The sequence below is a fragment of the Desulforhopalus singaporensis genome, assembly GCF_900104445.1.
In the GTDB taxonomy this organism is placed as follows: domain Bacteria; phylum Desulfobacterota; class Desulfobulbia; order Desulfobulbales; family Desulfocapsaceae; genus Desulforhopalus_A; species Desulforhopalus_A singaporensis.
In genome coordinates, this window is the sequence record NZ_FNJI01000005.1 from 67,040 (window position 1) to 88,591 (window position 21,552).

General features: G+C 53.5%; 19 protein-coding genes. 9 read left to right on the forward strand and 10 right to left on the reverse strand.

The window, feature by feature from the left end:
* Positions 1 to 30: 30 nt before the first annotated feature.
* The 4 genes from aceE (at position 31) to BLQ17_RS04445 (ending at position 8,063) form a co-directional block, all read left to right on the forward strand.
* A complete protein-coding gene (gene aceE / locus BLQ17_RS04430; RefSeq protein ID WP_092220200.1) occupies positions 31 to 2,688 on the forward strand; it encodes a pyruvate dehydrogenase (acetyl-transferring), homodimeric type in 2,658 nt (885 codons plus the stop codon).
* Positions 2,689 to 2,839: 151 nt separating this feature from the next.
* Entirely contained in the window at positions 2,840 to 4,150 is a 1,311-nt protein-coding gene (locus tag BLQ17_RS04435; RefSeq protein ID WP_176761084.1) for a 2-oxo acid dehydrogenase subunit E2, read from the forward strand.
* Positions 4,151 to 4,221: 71 nt separating this feature from the next.
* Positions 4,222 to 5,634 (forward strand): dihydrolipoyl dehydrogenase, encoded by a 1,413-nt coding sequence (gene lpdA, locus BLQ17_RS04440; RefSeq protein ID WP_092220204.1) that lies wholly within the window; start codon positions 4,222 to 4,224, stop codon positions 5,632 to 5,634.
* Between the two features lie 122 nt (positions 5,635 to 5,756).
* Positions 5,757 to 8,063, forward strand: a complete 2,307-nt coding sequence (locus BLQ17_RS04445) for an ATP-dependent helicase (RefSeq protein WP_092220206.1) — start codon at positions 5,757 to 5,759, stop codon at positions 8,061 to 8,063.
* A 70-nt stretch (positions 8,064 to 8,133) separates the two neighbouring features.
* Here the strand turns inward: BLQ17_RS04445 and BLQ17_RS04450 are convergent, their stop codons facing one another.
* Together BLQ17_RS04450 and BLQ17_RS04455 are read right to left on the reverse strand one after the other, a co-directional pair.
* Positions 8,134 to 8,967 carry an aminotransferase class IV gene (locus tag BLQ17_RS04450; RefSeq protein ID WP_092220208.1) on the reverse strand — a complete coding sequence of 278 codons (834 nt, stop codon included), beginning with the start codon at positions 8,965 to 8,967 and terminating at the stop codon, positions 8,134 to 8,136.
* Between the two features lie 162 nt (positions 8,968 to 9,129).
* Positions 9,130 to 9,339 (reverse strand): SlyX family protein, encoded by a 210-nt coding sequence (locus BLQ17_RS04455; protein ID WP_092220210.1) that lies wholly within the window; start codon positions 9,337 to 9,339, stop codon positions 9,130 to 9,132.
* 185 nt (positions 9,340 to 9,524) lie between these two features.
* Between BLQ17_RS04455 and BLQ17_RS04460 the strand changes: the two genes are divergently transcribed.
* The gene (locus BLQ17_RS04460) at positions 9,525 to 10,448 is read left to right on the forward strand and encodes an AEC family transporter (protein WP_245694991.1); all 924 of its coding nucleotides are present in this window, start codon (positions 9,525 to 9,527) and stop codon (positions 10,446 to 10,448) included.
* Positions 10,449 to 10,835: 387 nt separating this feature from the next.
* Complete coding sequence (locus tag BLQ17_RS22485) at positions 10,836 to 10,994, forward strand: hypothetical protein (RefSeq protein ID WP_176761085.1); 159 nt, start codon at positions 10,836 to 10,838, stop codon at positions 10,992 to 10,994.
* A gap of 138 nt (positions 10,995 to 11,132) precedes the next feature.
* Here BLQ17_RS22485 and BLQ17_RS04465 read toward each other — a convergent pair whose 3' ends face one another.
* Positions 11,133 to 12,743, reverse strand: coding sequence for a protein adenylyltransferase SelO (locus BLQ17_RS04465; RefSeq protein WP_092220212.1), 1,611 nt, complete (start codon positions 12,741 to 12,743; stop codon positions 11,133 to 11,135).
* A gap of 267 nt (positions 12,744 to 13,010) precedes the next feature.
* On the opposite strand from BLQ17_RS04465, the gene BLQ17_RS04470 reads away from it, so the two are divergent.
* Positions 13,011 to 13,745 (forward strand): hypothetical protein, encoded by a 735-nt coding sequence (locus BLQ17_RS04470; protein ID WP_092220214.1) that lies wholly within the window; start codon positions 13,011 to 13,013, stop codon positions 13,743 to 13,745.
* Positions 13,746 to 13,749: 4 nt separating this feature from the next.
* On the opposite strand, the gene BLQ17_RS04475 is transcribed toward BLQ17_RS04470, so the two are convergent.
* The 5 genes from BLQ17_RS04475 to BLQ17_RS04495 form a co-directional block, all read right to left on the reverse strand.
* Entirely contained in the window at positions 13,750 to 14,535 is a 786-nt protein-coding gene (locus tag BLQ17_RS04475) for an SIR2 family NAD-dependent protein deacylase (RefSeq protein WP_092220216.1), read from the reverse strand.
* A 33-nt stretch (positions 14,536 to 14,568) separates the two neighbouring features.
* Positions 14,569 to 14,958 (reverse strand): DnaJ family domain-containing protein, encoded by a 390-nt coding sequence (locus BLQ17_RS04480; protein WP_176761086.1) that lies wholly within the window; start codon positions 14,956 to 14,958, stop codon positions 14,569 to 14,571.
* Between the two features lie 20 nt (positions 14,959 to 14,978).
* Positions 14,979 to 15,641 carry an alpha/beta hydrolase gene (locus BLQ17_RS04485; RefSeq protein ID WP_092220219.1) on the reverse strand — a complete coding sequence of 221 codons (663 nt, stop codon included), beginning with the start codon at positions 15,639 to 15,641 and terminating at the stop codon, positions 14,979 to 14,981.
* A gap of 20 nt (positions 15,642 to 15,661) precedes the next feature.
* The gene (locus BLQ17_RS04490) at positions 15,662 to 17,455 is read right to left on the reverse strand and encodes a KamA family radical SAM protein (protein ID WP_092220221.1); all 1,794 of its coding nucleotides are present in this window, start codon (positions 17,453 to 17,455) and stop codon (positions 15,662 to 15,664) included.
* Positions 17,456 to 17,649: 194 nt separating this feature from the next.
* Entirely contained in the window at positions 17,650 to 18,048 is a 399-nt protein-coding gene (locus BLQ17_RS04495; RefSeq protein ID WP_092220223.1) for a (deoxy)nucleoside triphosphate pyrophosphohydrolase, read from the reverse strand.
* Positions 18,049 to 18,246: 198 nt separating this feature from the next.
* Between BLQ17_RS04495 and BLQ17_RS04500 the strand changes: the two genes are divergently transcribed.
* A complete protein-coding gene (locus tag BLQ17_RS04500) occupies positions 18,247 to 18,645 on the forward strand; it encodes a GatB/YqeY domain-containing protein (RefSeq protein ID WP_092220225.1) in 399 nt (132 codons plus the stop codon).
* Between the two features lie 152 nt (positions 18,646 to 18,797).
* Positions 18,798 to 19,658, forward strand: a complete 861-nt coding sequence (htpX, locus tag BLQ17_RS04505; RefSeq protein ID WP_092220227.1) for a protease HtpX — start codon at positions 18,798 to 18,800, stop codon at positions 19,656 to 19,658.
* 67 nt (positions 19,659 to 19,725) lie between these two features.
* Here the strand turns inward: htpX and BLQ17_RS04510 are convergent, their stop codons facing one another.
* Positions 19,726 to 20,565, reverse strand: a complete 840-nt coding sequence (locus tag BLQ17_RS04510) for a 50S ribosomal protein L11 methyltransferase (RefSeq protein WP_092220229.1) — start codon at positions 20,563 to 20,565, stop codon at positions 19,726 to 19,728.
* Positions 20,566 to 20,628: 63 nt separating this feature from the next.
* The gene (locus BLQ17_RS04515; protein ID WP_092220231.1) at positions 20,629 to 21,300 is read right to left on the reverse strand and encodes a hypothetical protein; all 672 of its coding nucleotides are present in this window, start codon (positions 21,298 to 21,300) and stop codon (positions 20,629 to 20,631) included.
* Positions 21,301 to 21,552: the final 252 nt, after the last annotated feature.

The window sequence follows — 21,552 nt, forward strand, 5'->3', positions numbered from 1 at the left end:
ACTTGCTGAAATAAAGATCGGGAGGTGGCTATGAATTCATATTATAAGGATCCGGACCCCGAGGAAACCGGGGATTGGCTGGCATCTCTTGAGGGGGTGGCGGTTAATGAAGGTAAAGAAAAAGTGGATTACCTCCTGCGCCGGCTCACAGATCGGGCCAGGGCTCTCGGGATCTCCACCTCGCCAGGGATTCTGACCCCTTACTCGAACACCATCCTGCCGGAAAACGAGGCGAAGATGCCGGCGGATTCTCTTGTCGCCCGAAACGTCGCCGCCTATGTGCGCTGGAACGCCATGGCCATGGTGGCCAGAGCGAACAGAGGCGGCAAAGGGCTCGGCGGGCACATTGCGACGTACACCTCGGTATCGGCAATGTACGAGGTCGGCTTCAACTGGTTTTTTAGGGGGCCAGGAGCCGAATACGGCGCCGACATGATCTATTTCCAGGGGCACTCCTCCCCCGGGATCTACGCCAGGGCTTATGTGGAAGGACGCCTAGACGATGAACACCTGGAAAATTTCCGTCAGGAGGTTGACGGACGGGGAGTGTCGTCGTATCCCCATCCGTGGCTGATGGAGGATTTCTGGCAGTTCCCCACCGTTTCCATGGGACTCGGTCCGATGGCAGCCATCTACCAGGCCAGGTTCATGAGATACATGGACAGTCGGGGCCTGGCTGCCTGCGGCGACAGAAAAGTCTGGGTGTTCATGGGCGACGGCGAGACCGATGAGCCGGAGGCTCTCGGGGCGCTGTCCATTGCGGCGAGGGAACAGCTGGATAACCTGATATTTGTGGTAAACTGTAACCTGCAGCGGTTGGATGGACCCGTGCGGGGCAACGGTAAGATCATACAGGAGCTGGAAGGGCGGTTCCGCGGGGCCGGGTGGCATGTGATTAAGGTGATCTGGGGGTCCGAGTGGGACGTGATTCTTGAGCGCGATACCCAGGGGCTGTTGATCAGTAAGTTCGGTTCCATGGTGGACGGTGATTTCCAGACCATCCGTGCCCGCGGACCCGCCTATCTGAGGGAAAAGATATTCGGTGACGATCCGCGGTTGATGGCCCTGGTGGACGATTTGAGCGACCGTGAGCTGTGGCAGATGACCCGCGGCGGGCACGACCCGCGAAAAATCTATGGTGCCTACGATGCGGCACTGAAATACAGGGGGAAACCGACAGTGATCCTGGCAAAAACCATAAAGGGTTTTGGTATGGGGCAGGCGGGAGAGTCGGTTATGGTGGCCCATAACGTCAAAAAAATGGACCTGGATTCGCTCAAGGTATTCCGGGACCGGTTTCATGTTCCACTGGGCGATGAGTCGTTGGCTGATCTGCCGTTTATCAGGCCCGAACCGGGCAGTCCCGAAGCTGAGTTTATCCGCAAAACCCGCGAAGCCCTCGGCGGACCGGTGCCCTGCCGGCAGGTGAGTGCAAAATCCCTCAAGGCTCCGTCGGCTGCAGCGTTTAAGGGGTTGCTGGGTTCTTCGAACAAAAGAGAGCTGTCGACCACCATGGCTTTTGTGCGGCTGCTCGGCAGCCTGGTCAGGGATAAGGAGATGGGCAACCATATAGTTCCGATTATCCCCGATGAGGCCAGGACCTTCGGGATGGAAGGGCTGTTCCGGCAGCTTGGCATCTATGCTCCCCTGGGACAGCTCTACGAACCGCAGGACTCGGAGACCATTTCCTGGTATAAGGAGGATCCCGAGGGGCAGATCCTGGAGGAGGGAATCACCGAGGCCGGCGCGGTTTCGTCATGGCTGGCGGCGGCAACGGCGCATGCCAACTACGGGGTGGCGATGATTCCTTTCTACATCTTTTACTCAATGTTCGGTTTTCAGCGCATCGGAGACCAGTTGTGGGCCGCCGGAGACGGCAGGGCGCGGGGGTTTCTGCTCGGAGCAACCGCCGGACGCACCACTCTCAACGGCGAGGGGCTGCAGCATCAGGACGGCCAGGGGTTGCTTTTCGCCTCGGCTTACCCCTCGTGCCTCGCCTACGATCCGACCTTCGGCTATGAGGTTGCGCTCCTGGTGCAGAAAGGTATTGAACGTATGTTTGTTCGGGGTGAAGACGTCTTCTACTATATCACCCTGCTCAACGAAAACTACCCGCATCCGGAGATGCCTCCCGGAGTTGAAGATGGGATCGACCGCGGCATGTACCTGTTTCGCCGGGGATCAGAGAACGGGAAGCGGGTGCAGTTGATGGGATCGGGGGCGATCTTCAGGGAAGTCATCGCCGCTGCGTCAATACTTGAGGACGATTTCTCCATAGCGGCCGATGTCTGGTCTGTGCTGGGGATCAATCAGCTGCACCGGGAGGGGATCATAAAAGAGACCTGGAACCGCAATCATCCCGGAAGACCGCGCAAAAAACCGTATGTGGCGCACCAGCTGGAAGATCATCCGGGACCTGTAGTAATCTGTACCGACTACGTGCAGGCCTACGGGGAACAGATACGGCGGTTCATCGACAGGCCGGCTACCGTTCTGGGAACCGACGGGTACGGCAGGAGTGATTCAAGAGAGAAACTACGCCGGTTTTTTATGGTAGACCGGTTTCATATTGTAATTGCAGCACTGGACAACCTGGTGCAGCTGAATCAGCTTGATCAAGCGGTTGTGGAAAAAGCGCTGGCGACATTTGGAATTGACACGGCAACCCCCCATCCGCTGCAGAGCTGAACGCATGCAGGTGGCAGTGGACAACGAGACTGGTGGTTGAGGTCTTCTTGCATGTCCGGTCGGTCGAGAAACAATTTGAAAAACGGCTGCTGATCTCGGCCGGGTAGGGGTAGCTGGGAAAAGACAAGCCTTACAAAAAGGAGAGATGCGGATGGGCGTTGAACACGTTCTCATTCCCGATTTTGGCGGGGTGCAGCAGATTACTGTTGTGGAAATCTTTGTGTCCCCCGGAACTACAGTAAAAGAAGATGATTCTCTGTTGACGCTTGAGAGCGAGAAGGCGGTGATGGATCTGCCCTCGCCGTTTTCAGGAGTGGTTGAAGAGGTGCTGGTCGAAGAGGACGAAGTTGTAAAAAGCGGCCGGGCGGTGGTCGCAATACGAGTTGCTGGAAACGGTACTGCTGAGGGAGAAAATGAAAAAGAAAAGAGTGCCGATAAGGTAACAACGGCGGACCCGGTTCCGGAAAAAACGATGGCGGATGAATCCGGGGAAAGTGGCAGAGGGCAAGGTACAGGGGGCGCAGCTGGTTTGCCGGCAACTGGCGAGGCCGGTGGTGAAAGCGTGGCCAAAAGGGGGGTTCATGCGACTCCTTCGGTAAGGGCCCTTGCCAGGAGAAAAGGGGTTGAGCTTGATCAGGTACACGGCACCGGACCCGGTGGACGTATAGTGAAGGAAGATGTTCTCCAGGCGGTTGCTGGCGAGGGGGGGGCAGCTGAAAATAAGAGGCAGCGCCCCCCCCGTTTCATCGATGAATTCGCCGGGTTCGGCGAGGTCGAAGAGGTTGCGCTGAGCCGTATTCAGAAGATTGGCGGTTCCCGTCTTGAAAAGAGCTGGACAGAGATTCCCCACGTGACCCATTTTGAGGAAGCCGATGTCACCGATCTCGAAAAATTCCGGCAACAGCAGAACGAGTCGCTATCAGGGGAGAACGTTCGGTTAAGTCTGCTCGCTTTCGTGATCAAGGCTGTCGCCGCCTCCCTTAAGCAGTTTCCCCTGTTTAACAGTTCCCTGCTTCCCGAGAGTGATAAGATTGTGCTAAAACGGTACTGGAACATCGGTATCGCCGTTGATACGCCGGACGGACTGGTGGTTCCGGTTATCAAGCGCGTCGACACCAGGGGGATTTATGAGATTGCCGAAGAATTAATCCGGGTAAGTGGCGGAGCCAGGGAGCAAAAGCTTGCGATAAACGATATGCAGGGGGCGACGTTCACCATCTCAAGTCTTGGGGGGATCGGCGGGACCGGGTTTACCCCGATCATTTCTATGCCGCAGGTAGCAATTCTCGGTATTTCCAGAACGTATATGAAACCGGTCTGGGATGGGCAACGATTCGTTCCCCGTCGTATGCTGCCGTTTTCCGTCTCCTATGATCACCGGGTAATTGACGGTGCCGAGGCGGCAAGGTTCTGCATATCGATCAAGATGAATGTTGAGGACCTGAAGCGAACGCTGCTATAATTCCGTCTGAAGAAGACGTCTGATGGCAAAGATTTACTCTGCTGTTTCAAACCCACACAAGGAGCTTCGATATGAATGAGCAAAGCGGATTTGACGTAGTTGTCCTGGGGGGTGGCCCGGGAGGATATACAGCGGCATTCAGGGCGGCCGATCTTGGCCTCTCTGTCTGCCTGGTCGAGCAGCGCGAGCGGCTCGGGGGGGTCTGTCTCAACGTCGGTTGTATCCCTTCAAAGACCCTGCTCCACGCGGCGGAGGTGATCGAGGAGGCGGCTGAGCTTGGTGAATACGGGGTTACGTTCGGGGCTCCGCAGATAAATGTCGACGCGCTTTTGGCCCGGAAAAATACGGTTATCGACCAGCTCACTTCAGGGCTGGATACTCTTTGCAGCAAGAGAAAGATTACCCGGCTGAACGGGCGGGGAGTTGTCGAGGACAGATCGACAGTGGTCGTCACCGGTAAGGACGGCGAGCACAGGATACAGTTCAAGGATATTATCATAGCCACCGGTTCCCGGCCTTTTTCCCTTCCCGGAGTGGCTGATGACCCGCGGATCTGGGATTCCACCAGGGCTCTTGAGATAAACGAGATCCCGAAGCGCTTGCTCATTATCGGCGGCGGCATAATCGGCCTTGAGATGGCGCAGATATACAGCGCCCTGGGGTCCGAGATAACGATCATAGAGATGCTTGACCAGCTTATCCCTCCGGCGGACAAGGACCTGGTTCAGCCCCTGTTCATGAAACTGAAAAACAGGTACAAGATTCTCACCGCTACCAGGGTAACAGGGATGGTTCCCGGAGAGAACTCCGTTGCAGTTACTTTCGAGGGTAAAAAAGAGTCTGGAACCGGCGAGTTCGATGCGGTGCTGGTGGCTGTGGGAAGACGACCGAACAGTGCGGAGATGGGGTTTGACAAGGTCGGGTTGCAGCTCGATGAAAGAGGGTTTGTGACGGTAAACGACAAGCAGCGGACCAGCGTCGCCCATTTTTACGCCATCGGCGATGTGGTTGGGGAGCCGATGCTGGCCCACAAGGCCGTCCATGAAGGGAAGGTGGCCGCCGAGGTCATCGCCGGCCATGTCTCTGTTTTCTGCCCGATGACCATCCCGTCTGTGGCCTATACCAATCCGGAAATCGCCTGGATGGGGATGACTGAAAAAGAGGCAAAGGGTAAAAAAATAGATTATGACAAGGGCAAGTTCCCCTGGGGAGCCAGCGGCCGAGCGCTCAGCGCGGGGGTTTCGGCCGGGGTGTGCAAGGTTCTGTTTGACAAGGAGAGCGGACGGATACTCGGGGCCGGGATCTGCGGCAAAAATGCGGGTGAGCTTATCCATGAAGCCGTCCTGGCCCTGGAGATGGGCGCCACCGCGGAAGATATAAGCCTCACCGTCCATGCTCATCCAACCCTTGCCGAAACATTTGCTTTTGCCGCAGAAATCGTCGACGGATCCATTACCGATCTGTTGCCGCCGAAAAAGAAATAGCAGCCAGCATGTCCGGGTCAGATCCCGGGTAAACACTACAGGGCCGCAGCCGGCCCGGATTTTATATTGCTAAAAGAGGGGCAGTCGGGTGCTGTTCCTCTTTGAGGGTGCAGTTGTAACAGATGAATTTAACCAGCGAGCAGTTGCGTATTATAAACCACCGGGGCGGTCATGCACGTGTCAGTGCCGTCGCCGGTTCGGGAAAGACGACCACCATGGTCGAGCGGATAGGTCGCCTGCTTGAACGGGGAATCGCCGCCGAAAATATCCTGGTCCTGATGTTCAATCGCTCAGCCAGACAATCGTTTGAGCAAACAATGCGCAGTCGCCTTGCCGCAGTTGACAGAAAACTCCCTGAGATCCGCACGTTTCATTCTCTTGGCCTGCGCCTTGTCAACAGTTTTACCCGGCGAGGCAGTCTTGCCGGCTGTCGGCTGGTAACCGAAGAATATGTAGCCGAGCGTCTTGCACGCAGCGTGGCAAACGAAGTCTGTCGGCAGCAGCAAGGGGAGGGGGGGATCCTTACCTCCGAGGATGTCGAGGAGTTCTTGACATTTATTGACCGGGTCAAGTCCTGTGTTGAAACGCCGCACACCGTCTTCAGCCGGCTCGATCTTCCCAAAAGGCTCGATTTTTTCCCGGCGGCTTTTTTACTTTTCGAGCAGATGCGGCAAAAACAGCGTCTTCGTTTTTTCGCCGATCTGATCTACGATCCCCTGATGGCTCTGCGAGGTGATGCTGACTTGATCCGTTGGGTGGCCGATCGGGTCGATCATATAATAGTCGACGAATACCAGGACATTAACGAAACCCAGCAGCATCTCCTGAGAATTGTTGCCGGAGAAAGAGCCAGGGTCATGGCGGTAGGGGATGTCGATCAATGCATCTACGAATGGCGAGGCGCCCGGCCGGAGTATATGACAACCAGATTCGCTGCCGATTTTGCAAACCCCGCCGAGTATCGCCTGTCCTACACCTTTCGTTACGGCCACCGGCTTTCACTGGCCGCCAACCATCTCATCGCCAACAACATAAAGCGCGACGGCAAACAGTGCATATCCCATCCGCTGAAGGGGCCGACCGAACTCTGCTGCCTTGAGCAGGGAGCCACCGATCGACTGGTGGCGGTTCTCAGGACATGGATGGAAAAGGGGCGCTCGCTTGGAGAAGCCGCTATTCTGGTGCGTCTTTTCGCCCAGACGGTACCCGTAGAGTTAGCCCTGCTTGAAGCATCCATCCCCTATACCCTCGAAGGGGGCGCGAATATCTTTGATTGTGAGGAGATCCTGGGGCTCACCGGGTACCTGAAGCTTGCCCTGGATACGTTGCAAAACGAACCGCTTGACCAGAGAAGGAGGATCTTGACGGCGATGTTCTGCCAGCCCCACCTAGGGATCAAAAAAAAAGAGATCGAAACTCTGGCCGAATCGGTGGCACTTCATTGCGCCAACGATTCCGGGTCGGTTCCTGCCGTCATCCTTGGCTGGAAAAACGGCGACTATCCGCCTTTTATCAGGAAAAGATTTGCCAGAGCCGCGGAGACGTGGCAATGGCTGCTGGGTGTCGATCCCGGGGAAAATGGTGCTGATTTTCTGAAAAAAATAGTCAAACGACTCGATCTTTATGATTTTTATCATTCATTTTCCGGTAGGGCGGCAGCGGCGGAAAACCGGGTCCGGACCTGTGAGGCTTTAATCGATTTTGCAGGCAAACGCGGGTTGTCTGTCCAGGGAGTCGTCGACACCATCGATGAATTCAAATGCGGGCGGGTCAAAGAGGATCGACAGGGGATCCTGATAACTTCCGTGCATCGGGCCAAGGGGCTTGAGTGGCCGCTTGTCATCCTTCCCGGGCTGGAGGAGGGAGTCTTTCCATTTTTTCGAGAAAAGGATGCTGCAACAGACATGGAGGACGAGAGGAGGCTGTTTTACGTTGGCATGACCCGGGCTGTCGAGAGGCTGGTTCTTATTCACCCCGCAGATGTTTCACTGAAAAAAAGCATCGCTGCCCATGGCGCATTGGTTCGCGAGCCGAGCCGGGCCAGCAGGTTTCTGTTTGAGGCGAATCCGGGACTGTCCGTTCTTCTCGGCAGGTACCTGGAGCAGCAACGGGAAAGCGACACCAGGACCGTCGCCGCAACTGATATCGGTATTGCAAGAACATATCTTGCCGCTGTCGGTTCATCGATCCGGCTGGTGGAGTCTGCAGACAAGCAGAGGGAAGGTAGTGCCGGTGAGCGGGGGGAGCTAAAGGAGATGGAGATCCTGCGAACAGAGCAGATTCACGAGGGTATGAGTGTTGTTCACCCGAAGTTTGGCTGCGGCAGGGTTGTTGCGGTGCGGGACAGGCGGCAGGGGCGTCTTCTGGTAGACTTTGACAACCACGGCGAGATGATTCTTCTTGCATCGTACGCCAGGCTCCGGGGGTGAGGGATCGTCCTGGACAGCAACATCTCGTGCAGGTTGGCCAGGACCTGGATAGCCTCTTGAAATATGGGCGCTATTTGCCATATGATGAGGTGAATTCATGGAACAAAGAGAGCACCCTTGTTGTGCGGGGCCCTGGCGAATCGCCGAGAGTCACCTCATCTATTGTTGTTACCGGCACGACTTCCTTGGTCGAGGAGGTGATGAAGGATTCGTCAAAGAGGGCGATTTCGTCTTTGTGCACCCTGCGCTCAACCAGTTCAAACCGGCTTTTCGCCAACTCCAGGACAACGTTTCTGGTTATTCCGGCAAGGATACGGTCGCCGGGGGGAGTGATGAGGGTATTGTTTTTAAACGCAAAGAAATTTGACGTGGTTCCCTCCAGCATATAGCCGTCTTTATCAACGTATATCGCTTCGATGGCACCCTGCCGGGCGGCGCTGTTGAGGCTGATGATTGCCGGAATGTAATTGATGGTCTTGGCGGGCGGCATGAACCTCTCAACATGGCTGGTAATCACCTTGACCCCCTTGTCGAGCCAATGGCCGGGGGGAGTTTCAACCGCTGTCACGAGAATGATCAGTTGCGGATTATCTCCGGGGGTGATGCCGTTGTCGCTCACCCCTCCGGTGAGAAGGAGCCGGACGTTTTTCTCCGGATGGTCGCTCCTGTCGATCGCCTCCCTGACAAAATCTCCTATTCTATCTTCGGGCAGCGGCAGGAAAAGACCGATAAGCCTTGCTGATGTTGCAAATCTTTTGAGATGTTCCTTGAGGTAGAACGGGCAGCCGTTGTAGGTCCGCAGAAAATCGAAAACTCCGTAGCCGCGCAGCAGCGAGAGGTCGTTTACCGAAATAACAGCATCCTCCTTGCTGACGAATTTGTTGTTTATAAAAAAAATATCCATCTGGTCTCCATAGAGTAACACCTTCGACAGAAGAAATTATATCCGGCTGAGACGTTCTGTGCTGATAGTCTGGCCCACAAGACCAGAGCGAAGAGATTTTGTATCCCTTTTTACCGGGGGGAGATGGTGCCGTGATGAACCGGTCGGTTGTTGCAGAACGGTTCAGTAACGTTGAGGTTTCTTGTCGTTTGGGTATTCGTTTTCGGCCTGGAACCTCTGCAGCAATGTCTGCAGTTGAACTATCTTCTCTTCAAGTTTTGTGATCTGCTGCTGGTGGTCAATGATGACATTGTTCAGGGCCTCGATGGTCTGGTCCTGGTATTCAAACTTTTCCTCAAGAATCTGTAGTCGTCTGCCTATTTCAGTGTCCATATCTTCCCCCTTTTGTCTCTATTTTCTTGGTGTTCGTGGAAGACCTTGTTTTTTTATCGTGCCCTTGTTCATATTTAAGTATAGTCAAGGAATTCTTGTTAAAGCAAGCGGCAAATTCCCGCCGGGTATATTATCAACCAGCACCGGGGAATGGTCTGCCGGGTGCGGTTTTTCCTTTGGTTCAGGTGAATGTTTTGATAGTACTTGAGTCCCTTTTTCCGGTATTTATCCTGCTGGTCGTCGGAAAATTATTGAGACTTCGCGGCCTCACCAACGAGTTTTTTCTGCAGACCGTTGACCGGCTCATCTATTATTTCTTTTTCCCGGTGATGCTGTTCTGGAAGATAGGCGGAACATCGTTTGATGCGGGTATCGACTGGGCATTTTGCCTGGCGTGTCTTTTGACGGTTGTCACCATATTTGTTCTTTCAACCCTGGCAATCTGGGCTTTACGTATTTCGCCGTTCCAGGCCGGATCGTTTTCCCAGAGCTGTTACCGGTTCAACACCTATATTGGCGTGGCGGTGGTGCTCAACAGCCTGGGGGTGGAAGGGCTGCGGTATTTCGGACTTGCCATAAGTTTTTCCATTCCGGTTGTTAACTTCTTTGCCGTCTCGCTGCTGCTCTGGTTTTCGGAAAAGGAATATGAACCGGGCAAACGGTGGACTATGACCATCAGGGCTATCGTCTCCAATCCATTGATCCTGGCCTGTTGTGCCGGCCTGACATACGCAAGCCTGGTGGGGAATTTTCCGGTTTTCCTGGATAACGCCTTTGCTCTTATCGGCATGCCCGCCCTGCCGCTGGCTCTTATCTCCATCGGCGGCAGCTTGACTTTTTCCGGAAGCCGCGCGCATCTGAAGCTGTCGCTGGTGGCCTCAGCTTGTAAGCTGGTGATCCTCCCGGCAACTGGGTACCTTATGTTTATCCTGCTCGGGGTAGTCGGCCTGCCTTTTAAAGTGGGGATGATATTTTTCGCCCTGCCGACCTCAACAGCAATCTATGTACTTTCTTCTCAGATGTGTTCCGATACCGAACTCGCCTCGGCGGCAATCGTTGTTTCCACGCTGTTCTCTTTCGCCTCTTTGTCGCTGGTCCTGTTGATGTGACCATGCGGGCCATCATGTAAAAGACCTGCTCTCCCGTTATGGTGCTAACGGTGAGGACCGGACCGGTGAAATCCGCAGGGGGGCGGCCATGGCTCATGACAGCGGTGGAAAAGAACCGAGGGAAAAACCAATTCCCGGTCGACAAAACGGGCGATGTTGTCGATTACTTTGCGCTTTATGCTGGTCCTACCGCGTAGGAATGCGTATAATAGGAAAATGAAAAACCTGAGCTCTCGGTTTTTCGACAGAAGTAAAAAAAGATGGGGAAGAAACGGACGTTACTCCGGTGTTAGCGTGATTTTTAATCGGTCTTCGGGGACTGTCGACAAACGGACGGAAACCGTAAGAAGGCTAAAAAGAGTTACAGACAACAAGGAGGAGTACACCATGAGAGGCACATACGAAGCTTTTATCCTTGTGAAGGTAAGAGACGGAAGGCAGTTTGTCTGCGCTTTGAACAGAAGGAACTGGACCAGGCCTCAAGCTCAGGCGTTTACCCTCAAACAGCAGCGTGAGTATCTTGACAAAAATGTGATCTGGAACTAGCGCTGTCCGCTGCACATAAGCTCAGAGATAAACGGTCGCCGTAGAATATTTTACGGCGACCTTTTTTTTCTGCCCCTTATGGTCAGGTCTCACTCTGTGGGGTCGACAGGGAGTATCAAACAGCAGGGCCACTTTTTTTTATGAACTGCATGAAAGCATGGAGCATCCGGGCTTATGTCGAGCCCATTCCGGTCTTTTGACCGCATATTTTTCCTTTGACGGCTGCTCCTCATAGGGATGCTTTAAAAGCTCAAGCAACTCTTCTATCATCGACGGATCGTCTACTTCAGCCCTGTCGATTGCCATCTGCGCCAGATAGTTTCGCAGGACGTACTTGGGGTTGACGCTGTTCATCTTCGCTTTGCGCGCGACCGGGTCAAGGCTGTCCCGGTCCAGTCTGCCTACGTATTTTTCAAGCCATGCAGTGATCAGTGCCCTGTAATCCATGTCGAGCCGATCGGGAAAATAGTATGCGTCCATGAGAGGGGCAAGTGGGTCCGTCCCGCTGTTGCCGGAAAAATGTTCAGGGATTTTCGCAAGATTCCTGAAAAAAATTGTCATATCGGTTTCGACCCGCTGCAGGATGTCCAGCAGCTCGCTCAGCAACTGGTCGTCAGTCCGGTATACGAAGCCGGACAGCCCAAGTTTGGCAGCCATCATCGAATTCCATCCGGCCAGAAAACGTTTGCTGTAGATGGCCAGGATATCCTCAAGCGGTTTCACTTCGCCTATCAGCGGATAGATGGCGTTGGCCAGCTGGGCCAGGTTCCATTGCCCGATATGTGGCTGGTTCTTATAGCTGTACCTGCGGCCGTAACTGTCGGTGGTGTTGGGTGTCCAGTCGGGCTCATATCCTTCGAGCCAGCCGTAGGGACCGTAATCGATTGTCAGCCCGAGGATCGACATGTTGTCGGTGTTCATCACCCCGTGAACAAAACCGACCCGCATCCAGTCAACGATCATGGCGGCGGTGGTTTCGCAGATTTCTGCAAACCACGCAAGGTATGTGTCCACCGAAGGAGGGCCGAGGTGGGGAAAATCGGTCTCTATCGTGTAGTCGACCAGCTGCTTGAGCAACGCTATATCGTTTCTGGCGGTGTGTATCTCAAAATTGCCGAATCTTGTAAACGAAGGGGAGACCCGGCACACCACCGCACCCTGTTCCTTCCTGGGGTGTCCGTCGTAGAACATATCTCTGGTCACCAACTCTCCGGTGGTAATCAGGCTCAGTCCCCTGGTGGTCGGTATCTTCAGGTGATGCATCGCCTCACTACAGAGAAATTCCCTGATGGACGAGCGCAGCACGGCCAGGCCGTCCGCCCGCCTGCTGTAGGGAGTGAGGCCGGCACCTTTGAGCTGCAGCATCCATCTGGTGCCGTCGCCGGTGACTACCTCACCAAGATTGATCGCTCTGCCGTCACCCAGCTGTCCCGCCCAGTTGCCGAACTGGTGTCCACCGTAGCACATTGCAAAAGGCTCCATTGCGTCAAGAACAGTGTTGCCGACGAACACGTCTCTGAAAAGGGCGGAGCAACACTCGTCCGGATCAAGCCCTATCAACTTGGCCACCTCGCTGCTGTAGGCAACCAGCCTGGGCTTATCCGCAGGCGCCGGTTTAACCCGTGAGTAGCATGCGTGGTATACCTGCCTGGGGTAATTGTCAAGTTCCGGGTCTGCCGGCAACCTGGCTGTGAAGCTGTTGTCAAAATTCAGCGATGTCAGGGGAGTGTTAGCTGTTGTCGTACTCATATTATCTCTTGAAAAATTGTCGGTATTCTCCTGCTCACCACTTTAATCATGCCACAATGTGGTGGCAAGAGTGGGGTTGAAACCTTCTCTGTGTTGAAAATCTGTTGAATTGTCAGTTGGTTAATGGAAAAAGGGAAGGACGGTTGTGGACGTTCCTGGAATTTGCTCAACAAAGGTGGTGTAACTTCATGAAATATGGGTTAATACTTCTAGTGTAACCAAGAACAGCAGACGTTGCCGCATACCCACTATTATCACTGAGTCTGGATGATTATTCGAATATTCATTGGTGGATTTGCCTCGCTGGTTGCGGGGATGAGCTACCTGACCGGCCTGGCCAGTCTGATGACCGGCCTGCTGATAGGATTCGGCGCCTTCAGTTCCTTTTTTCTGGGGCTGCTGTTTGCGCTGCCTGTCGAATCCGACCGTCGCATATTCCCGGTCTATGAAAGAGTTGAGGCCTGGCCCTATTTCACAGTTGCGGCGATACTCCTGGCGATGGTCGTGATACTGTTTTTCTACAAGGGGAGAAAACCCGACAGGCAGGCTGTTTCGGCTTGCCACTTCAAGTATTTCCTGTGGGGGATAGGCTGTTATCTGGCGACTCTTTTCCTCTCGTCCGTCTACTGGTTTCCCAGTGATGAAAAAAGGATCGAAATGGCCGCTTCGGCCCTTACGGCGGAAGTACTGGGGGGGACCTGTTTCTATCTGGCCGGGGTTACGGCTTCCTGCGTTTTGTTCTATCTCGCCTCAAGGGGTGGCACGGAGGACAAACCGGATCTTATGAGGCGTTTCGTGCTCGCTTTTTTTACCTTTTTCCAGTTCGATAAACTGCCGCTGCTGGTGGCTTATCTGCTCATATATTCGCCGGAAACCGAGGTGATCTTTCCCAATATCGCCGGTCTGGCGCTCGCTTCCTATATCCCGGTCGGTTGTTTTCTGTTAAAGACCACCCTGGATGCAAAACAACCCGAGCCTGGTGGAAAAATCGACCGGTTTTAGAGCGTTACCTCTGGTTGAGCGCGGCTTCGCCAAATGTTGGCAGGGTCGTTGCGAGATCCCCCTTGAAGAAAAAGTCGGTAATACTTCTTCCTGCCCCTCTGCTGTCAGAGCCCAGTGTCTGTTCAAGGTTGAATTCAAAGATTTTGCCGCCGCGCTGTTTCACCGTCTCCGGCAGGGCGGCGGCGGGATAAACCCGGGCCGAGGTACCGATGACCAGCAGAAGGTCGCATTGATGGATGATGTTGGTGATGGTGTTCAGGTGACGAACATCCTCGCCAAACAGCACTACATTTGGCTTATAGGGAAAATTGCAGTGGGGGCAATGGGGGACGGTGTCCGCCTGGTAGTGTTGCTGTTCAACCTCGACAATATCGCCGCATTGCAGACATTGCAGGTGCTGGTGGTCGCCGTGGATCTCGAACACCCTGGAGCTGCCGGCCACCTGATGAAGATTGTCGACGTTCTGGGTAATGACTGCTTTTATGAGGTTTGCCCGTTCCAGCCGGGCCAGGGTGCGGTGCGCCTTGTTCGGTTTTTTGCCGATCAGCCCCCTTCCCATTTCCCGATAGAGCCGCCACGCTTTTTGCGGATTTTGCCGAAATACCTCAAGGGTAGCGTATTCATCGGGAGAAAAGCGGGTCCAGACCCCGCCTGGGCTGCGGAAGTCGGCGATATCGCTGTTGACCGAAATACCCGCTCCGGTTAGAGCCAGGGGACAGGATGCCTGTTGCAGCAGGGTAACCGCCCTGGCCAGATATTCACCGTCTTTGCCGGAGATAATTGTGCGCATAATATTGACCGCGAGTTTTTCAGGACTTCCGGATCACTTCCCGGGGACTTTTGACTTGACGCTGATGCGTTCGACAACCTTTTGGTAATAGTCCTGCTGGCTTGCTATATTCGAGGTGAATGAACGCCGTGCCTCGACTTTCATCAGCAGCACGTTCAGTTTCTTCATCTGCCTCACCCTTTCATGTTCGTCTTCTGTTGCGGCGATAAGGTCTTCCAGTTTCTGCACCTCTTTTCGCTCTTCGATTTCAGGAGGCAGGTAGCCGGAGTTTTTCAGCAGCTTGTATGCCATTTTCAGGTCGTCGGGAACAAGGCGGTCATCATCGAGCGGCAGCGGCTTGTTCTTCCACTTTGACGCGGTAAGATCTCTCTCTTTCATTGCCTGGACGATTTTTTGTTCGGCGATAAAGGCTATGGATTCCATAGGGACACCTGTAACACGTATCAGTTGTTTAGCAGTTGCTGCAGCCAGTGGGATATGTCCCCGATCTGTTCCGGACATACACCGTGCTCCATGGGATATGTCCGATAGTGTACTGTATATCCGCGGGATTTTAAACTGCTTGCTGCCTGTTGTCCCAGTTGTTCCGGAACCACGCTGTCGTAACTGCCGTGGTGTACCATAACCGGTATATCTTGGTTGCAGCTGGTAGGAGTAACGGTGCTGCCGGTGGCAAAATAGGTGGACATGGCAAGCAGTCCGCCAAGTGGTTTGGGATAGCTCAGAGCCACCTGATAGGCGACCGCTCCCCCCTGGGAGAAGCCGGCGACGATGATACGCCGGGTATCGATCCCCCTGTCCTGTTCCCTGTCGACAAAAGCTCTGACCAGGGCTGCTGATGCGAGCAGTCCGTCCAGATCGATTTTCCTGTCGATATCCATTTCCACAATGTCATACCAGGCCGGCATCACAAAACCGCCGTTTATGGTGACCGGTATCGATGGGGCATGGGGAAAAATAAATCGCACCCCGAGCCCGGAAGGCAGTCTTAATTCAGGCACTATGGGGGCGAAATCATTACCGTCGGCTCCCAGGCCGTGGAGCCAGATAACTGCGCTGTCTGGCTCGGTTGTAGTCGTGGTTTCGACAGCCGGAAGGAAGGCCATGTTTTTTTCCTGGTGTAGAATTAATAGTAGTACCAGATGGTTTCGTAATCCTTGACCTGTTCACCGGCTTGCCTCAACCGCTTCAGGTACTGGTATATCGACACATCGGTATAAACATAGGTGTCGACCAGGGCAAGCTTTTTTTCCCATGGGTGGAATTCATAAACCCTTCTGCCGTCGGGTAAAATAGCGATTACATCTCTGTTTTCCGCCCCTCTGAGATAATTTTTCCCAAGCCGGGGTACGTTGAAAACAATTTCGTCGGTGCGGACCGTACCCGGGAGCAGTCTCGCCTCCTCCTGCTGTTCCTGCAGCAATCTGGCTATGGGAACCCTGTAGCGGTCGGTTTCTTCCTTGCCCTTGGTGTTGAAAGTGTAATATGGCGTTACCCCTATCAACCGCAGCTTCTGGCGAAGTGCGGCAGCTTCGAATTTTCGAGAGTTGTAAAAAGTGTAGACCAGCTGGTTAAGCACTTCCACTCCGAATAGCCTGAATTTCTGCACCGCGGTCATCGCGTCGGGCGTTATCTCAGTCGGATGCTCAAAATGGGTTACCATGACGATCTCCCGTCTTCCCGGAACGTGGAAGCGGGTGATGGTACGGACCAGGGAGTCGGTTATCCTTTGCGGAAGGGTCACGAAAGTCCGGGTACCGATACGGATTCTGATGACATGATCAATACCGGCCAGCCGGCTCAGTATTTCTTCGATCCTGTCGTCCGGGAGCAGCATCGGGTCTCCTCCGGTGATCAGCACTTCGTTGATTTCCGGGGTGTCTTCGATCCACTGGAGCGCTTTTTCCAGCTTGTCCCGGCTGAGCGCCGCGTTTTGCGAATAGACATCCTCTATCTCCCAGTTGCGTTGACAGTAGACACAGATCTGCGGACAGGTGAGAATCGGCTTCAGGATGACGATGTTGGGATAGCGCCTGGTAATGCCGTCTATGGGTGAGGTGTCGTGCTCGATCATGAAGTCCATGGAGCAGGACGAGTTTGATTTATGCTGGATCATCTGGTCGACATAATCGATCGGCGGAATAACCTGTGCCCTTATGGCAGCGTCCCACTCGCTTCCTTTTTCATGGGACATGAGCGAGAGGTAATACGGCGTAATACCAAAAGGTATCTTGTTGTATCTGGCTCTCTCTATGGCTCGTTTCTCCTCGTCGCTGAGTTCGACGAGCTCTGACATGGTGGCCGCATCCCTGATAATGTTTTTGGTGTGCCAGTGCCAGTCGTGCCACTCGAGTTCGGAAATATTGAAGTACTCGAACAGTCTTTGTTTGTTGTTGCTGTGAATGCGCACCAGATCGTCATCGATTCCGGTCGGGTATCTGTTGAGATATTTTTGTGTTTGTCTCGCCATCCTGGAGAGGTCAGTGGAACGCATCTTGGCAGCTTTTCGACCACTGTGGCGCAGAAAAGCAGGTGCTTTTTCCTTGTATATGTTGGAGATTCCCTGGATTCCTTTGAGCAGGTGCTCGAGTTCGGCGAGAAAATCGGCGGTGAGCGGCGGCTGCTTTTCGGAGCTGTTGTTGAGCAGGGCGTCTACATATTTCAACACAGAAAAACCGGACAATTCCTCACTGCGCGCGGTGAGAATATTACGCATCACCCAGGTGGCGTCGCGGCAGACTATCCATTCGAGCGGGGGGATTTTGTCCGTCTCGCTGAAAACGGCCAGCAGCATGTTTGAAAGATAGACGCGCAGCTGCATTCTCTTTTCGTCGAGCAAAAGGGGAGAGAGAAAAATTTCCTCGATCTCCGGTGAAAGGGCAATAATCTGACGTAGCTTTTGTAAGCGATTTTTCTGCATTGGTAATCACCTGTTTAAAATGAAATAACACTTTTGGAATACTCAGTGCTAAGAAACTATAAAGAGGGAAGATGGAGGCGAATAAGCCTCCGAAGATGACCCTGGACCTTACGTGCAGAATAAGTATAACACAATTCGTGTTTTTTTCATACCTATTGAAGAAACAATGTTCTGAGCGGATTTCCCCAGCGATTTTAAAGGGGGGGCTCCCCATGCATCCTCAACAGCTTTTCCATTATCGGGATGTCAGCCGGAGCCCAGCGGAGCCGCTTGAGCTGGTGTGGCAACAGCCAGAGCAGCTTGTCGTGATCGTTGAGTGAACAAACCCTGGTGTTGCTGGTGACGAGAAAAGCAAGCAGCCTGATTACGACCTGGTCGTACTGGTATATCGATTCGCAGAAAAAATTGTCAATTCTGCACGAGATGCCGAGCTCTTCCCGCAGTTCTCTTTTGAGACATTCTCTTGGAAGTTCGTTTTGCTCAAGCTTTCCTCCGGGAAATTCCCAGTAGCCTGCCATATGTCTGCCCGGTCCTCGTCTGGCCGCAAGGACTTTGCCGTTATTCTGTATAATTGCTGCTGTAACCGTAATCATCTGGGGAATCAGGTTGCTGCTCCGCTGTTATTACACTGCAGGTGGCATAAACGCCGCTGACGTGAAAAATGAATTTTACCGGATACCTGCCGGAAAATATTGTGTTGGGTCAGCCGGAAATGGTATCTTGTCTGGGTATATAGTAATACGATTTTTGCTGGTAACGCTACTTATCCAATAACATAATCTGGAGAAAAGATGACACTACAGGAACAGCTGCGCGTCGATTTGAAAAACGCGATGAAGGCCAAGGACAGTGACCGGACCGGGGCGATAAGGATCCTCATGGGAGAATTCGGGCGGCAGGTAGAAAAAGAGCTCAGTGATGACCAGGTGATCGCGATTATAAAAAAACTGATCAAGTCGGAAAGAGAGCTTCTCAATGCCAAAGGCGAGGAGGATTCCTCCTTTCTGCAGATAATGGAACAGTACCTGCCCAGCCAGGCGAGTGAAGAGGAAATTCGCAGCTGGATTAAGGAAAATATCGATTTCAGCGCGTTGGCCAATCGTATGCAGGCGATGAAGCCCATCATGAATCATTTCGGAGCCGCCGCTGACGGCAATGTCGTCAAAAAAGTGCTGCAGGAGTTTGACTGACATACGGTTGCGAGGATAATCGCATAAAGATGTAATCGTCCGATTTGCGCTGTAAAAAAGGATGGTTATACTACAATTCAGGTGAAAAGGACGTGTGGCTCCGATAGGCGGGACGCACTGTTATAACGTCATTAAAAATGATGGAGGCTTAAGTGTTACGGATAGTTTTGTTTGTCGCGACCAACCTGGCAATACTTGTTCTTCTCGGGGTGGTGATGTCTGTTCTCGGTGTGGACAGCCGCTCCACGTCGGGATTGCTGGTGATGGCCGCTCTGTTTGGCATGGGAGGCTCCTTTATTTCACTTGCCATGTCGAAATGGATAGCCAAGAAATCGACCGGGGCAAGGGTTATAGAACAGCCTGCAAACAGCACCGAACAGTGGCTGTACAGCACTGTTGAAAGGATGGCCAAGGAGGCGGAGATAGGTATGCCTGAAGTTGCAGTCTATCACTCGCCGGATATGAACGCGTTTGCCACCGGCATGAAGAAGCACGACGCTTTGGTAGCCGTGTCGACCGGGTTGCTTGAGAACATGTCGAAAGACGAGGTTGAAGCGGTGCTGGCCCATGAAATGACGCACGTTGCATGCGGCGATATGGTGACCCTGTCTCTTATTCAGGGAGTGCTCAACACCTTTGTCATCTTCTTGTCGAGAATCGCTGCGGGTATCATAAATAATTTCCTCAGCGACGAGGAGGGGGAAGGACTTGGATTTTTCGGCTACATGGCCGTGGTTATCGTCCTTGAAATGACCTTTGGCCTGCTGGCGTCCTTTATCGTGATGTGGTTTTCAAGAAAAAGGGAATTTACCGCGGATAAAGGGGCCGCTTTTCTTACCTCCAAAACGAAAATGATCGGTGCCCTGAGGCGTCTGCAGGCCCACCATGAACCGTCACGTCTGCCCGATCAGGTCGCGGCATTCGGTATCAGGTCTAAAAAAGGGGGGATTGCCGAGTTGTTGAGAAGCCATCCGCCCCTTGAAGCGAGAATCAGAGCCCTGGAAGAACTCTAAACGGCTTGTTGTACACTCAATCTTCGGCGGCAGACCAGGTCTATTGACACATCTGCCGCCCGTTTGGTCAACCGTTCCGGGTGATGCCCAGGATGGTGTGCCACACCTGATCCTGATTCCATCTTTTGAGGATCAGCACCGGTAGGTTGCGAAGTTGGTCGACGATCTTTTCCGCCTGGGTTGTCAGCAATCCGGAAAGAACGAACCATTTTTGCTTGAGAAAACCGTCGCTTGCAACGATTTTTTTCATCACGTCGTAATGGATGTTGGCGACCAGCAGGTCGGTGGGGCCGGCGATATGTTCTTCCGCCCGGCCGTTGACGACGATTACGCGATCTTCCAGGCCGTTGAGCCTGACGTTTCTTAGCGCCGTCTGGGCCGCGAGATAGTTGAAGTCAACAGCGACTATATGTTGGCAGCCGAGATTGGCAGCCGCAACAGCGAGGATTCCGGTGCCTGTCCCCAGATCGAGCATGCTTGTCACTTTTTTTCCGGAACATGCGATATCGATGGCTTCAAGACACGTCTGGGTCGTGGCGTGGTTGCCGTTGCCGAACACGACCCCCGAGTCAAGGGTGAGGGAAATCTCGTTTTCTGCGGGGGACGCCTTGATCCATGTGGGGTTGATAATGAACCGCCCGATTTTAACCGGTTCGACGGTACCACCCTGCCATTCGGCATAGCTCATCTCATATTCGTCGATAAGTTTCAGCCCCCCGCAGTCGTCCACTATTTGGGCAACCTGGTCCGGCGATGGTTGGGTAAAAAAGAGAAAACTGAAATTGTCCTCGACCCAGTTTCCAGCAAAATTGTCAGTAACTATCGGGTAATTGGCTGGGATTACACCTTCTATATAGTAGATATAGAGCTGGGTGTCCGGTCTGAGTAGGGGAAGCTCTGTGGTCATTGGTTGCACTAAGGGCTGAGCAAGTGTTTTGCCATGAATTGGTTCAGGTGGTCCGCTACACCGCTACAGGGTGGACTGTGCCAAAAAACTCTGGGTTCCGCTGAGCATCTGCTTGACTTGTCCTTCTGCTGCCGGTTCGCCTGGGTTGCCTGCGACGCTGTTGCAGAGCTCGATCCAGGAGATCAGCTGCTTGTTCTGCTGCCGGTCGATAATTTTTTTCTTGTACGCTTCACCACAGAGCTGCAGCGGCTTTTTGGCAACTGCTTTACCCTGGATTTCATTGTACAGCCTGATATTCTGGGCAAGACACAGCTGCTGCAACAGCTCGTTGATGACCCCGCCGGCCAAAATGACCGCGGCGTGGAGACACCCCTGGTCGAAGTGGGTTCTGGCGAGTTTGAGGATGGAGGTCAGAATGTCTTTGCTTATCGCCCCCCTGGTCGTCTCCAGCCAGTTGCCTTCCAGTTCTTTCCGGGCGGCTGAAAGGATGCCGACACCCCTCCTGGTACGACTTGCGGTGGCGTGGGTTACCTCCGATTTAAAGCTCTGGTAGTAGGTGCTGTTGGCTCCGAAAACACGGCTGAGGTAGGAGAGAGAACCTATCCTGAATTCATGGAATAGCTCCTCCTTTACAACCGGGCTCGAATGAGTGGATGCTGACTGGGTATCAAGCGTCCTGTTGCCGGAAGCGACAAGTGCCAGCGCCTGTGTTACTAGATCTTCTCTGGTTTTCATATCTGTTCAGTCCGCTTTGAGTTTTGAACCGTTGATGGTACGCAAAAAGAAAAAAGTGTCGATATACTCCGAAACGGATAAATTATCACCCGGAAATGTCGCCATGTTCCGTCGCTACAAGCTCAGGTAAGAGATGACAAGCAAGTCCTGGATCGGATTGTATTATGTTTTCAGGCTGTGACAGATCGCCGCTGCATGTCCCTGTGCTGGTTTGCATGTGACACATCCCACAGGGACACGTAAAATTCAGCG

Bases quoted from the DNA above. Each gene is read 5' to 3' on its own strand.
- aceE (WP_092220200.1), top strand. From the start codon at position 31: ATGAATTCATATTATAAGGATCCGGACCCCGAGGAAACCGGGGATTGG.
- BLQ17_RS04435 (WP_176761084.1), top strand. From the start codon at position 2,840: ATGGGCGTTGAACACGTTCTCATTCCCGATTTTGGCGGGGTGCAGCAG.
- lpdA (WP_092220204.1), top strand. From the start codon at position 4,222: ATGAATGAGCAAAGCGGATTTGACGTAGTTGTCCTGGGGGGTGGCCCG.
- BLQ17_RS04445 (WP_092220206.1), top strand. From the start codon at position 5,757: ATGAATTTAACCAGCGAGCAGTTGCGTATTATAAACCACCGGGGCGGT.
- BLQ17_RS04450 (WP_092220208.1), bottom strand. From the start codon at position 8,967: ATGGATATTTTTTTTATAAACAACAAATTCGTCAGCAAGGAGGATGCT.
- BLQ17_RS04455 (WP_092220210.1), bottom strand. From the start codon at position 9,339: ATGGACACTGAAATAGGCAGACGACTACAGATTCTTGAGGAAAAGTTT.
- BLQ17_RS22485 (WP_176761085.1), top strand. From the start codon at position 10,836: ATGAGAGGCACATACGAAGCTTTTATCCTTGTGAAGGTAAGAGACGGA.
- BLQ17_RS04465 (WP_092220212.1), bottom strand. From the start codon at position 12,743: ATGAGTACGACAACAGCTAACACTCCCCTGACATCGCTGAATTTTGAC.
- BLQ17_RS04470 (WP_092220214.1), top strand. From the start codon at position 13,011: ATGATTATTCGAATATTCATTGGTGGATTTGCCTCGCTGGTTGCGGGG.
- BLQ17_RS04475 (WP_092220216.1), bottom strand. From the start codon at position 14,535: ATGCGCACAATTATCTCCGGCAAAGACGGTGAATATCTGGCCAGGGCG.
- BLQ17_RS04480 (WP_176761086.1), bottom strand. From the start codon at position 14,958: ATGGAATCCATAGCCTTTATCGCCGAACAAAAAATCGTCCAGGCAATG.
- BLQ17_RS04485 (WP_092220219.1), bottom strand. From the start codon at position 15,641: ATGGCCTTCCTTCCGGCTGTCGAAACCACGACTACAACCGAGCCAGAC.
- BLQ17_RS04490 (WP_092220221.1), bottom strand. From the start codon at position 17,455: ATGCAGAAAAATCGCTTACAAAAGCTACGTCAGATTATTGCCCTTTCA.
- BLQ17_RS04495 (WP_092220223.1), bottom strand. From the start codon at position 18,048: ATGATTACGGTTACAGCAGCAATTATACAGAATAACGGCAAAGTCCTT.
- BLQ17_RS04500 (WP_092220225.1), top strand. From the start codon at position 18,247: ATGACACTACAGGAACAGCTGCGCGTCGATTTGAAAAACGCGATGAAG.
- BLQ17_RS04510 (WP_092220229.1), bottom strand. From the start codon at position 20,565: ATGACCACAGAGCTTCCCCTACTCAGACCGGACACCCAGCTCTATATC.
- BLQ17_RS04515 (WP_092220231.1), bottom strand. From the start codon at position 21,300: ATGAAAACCAGAGAAGATCTAGTAACACAGGCGCTGGCACTTGTCGCT.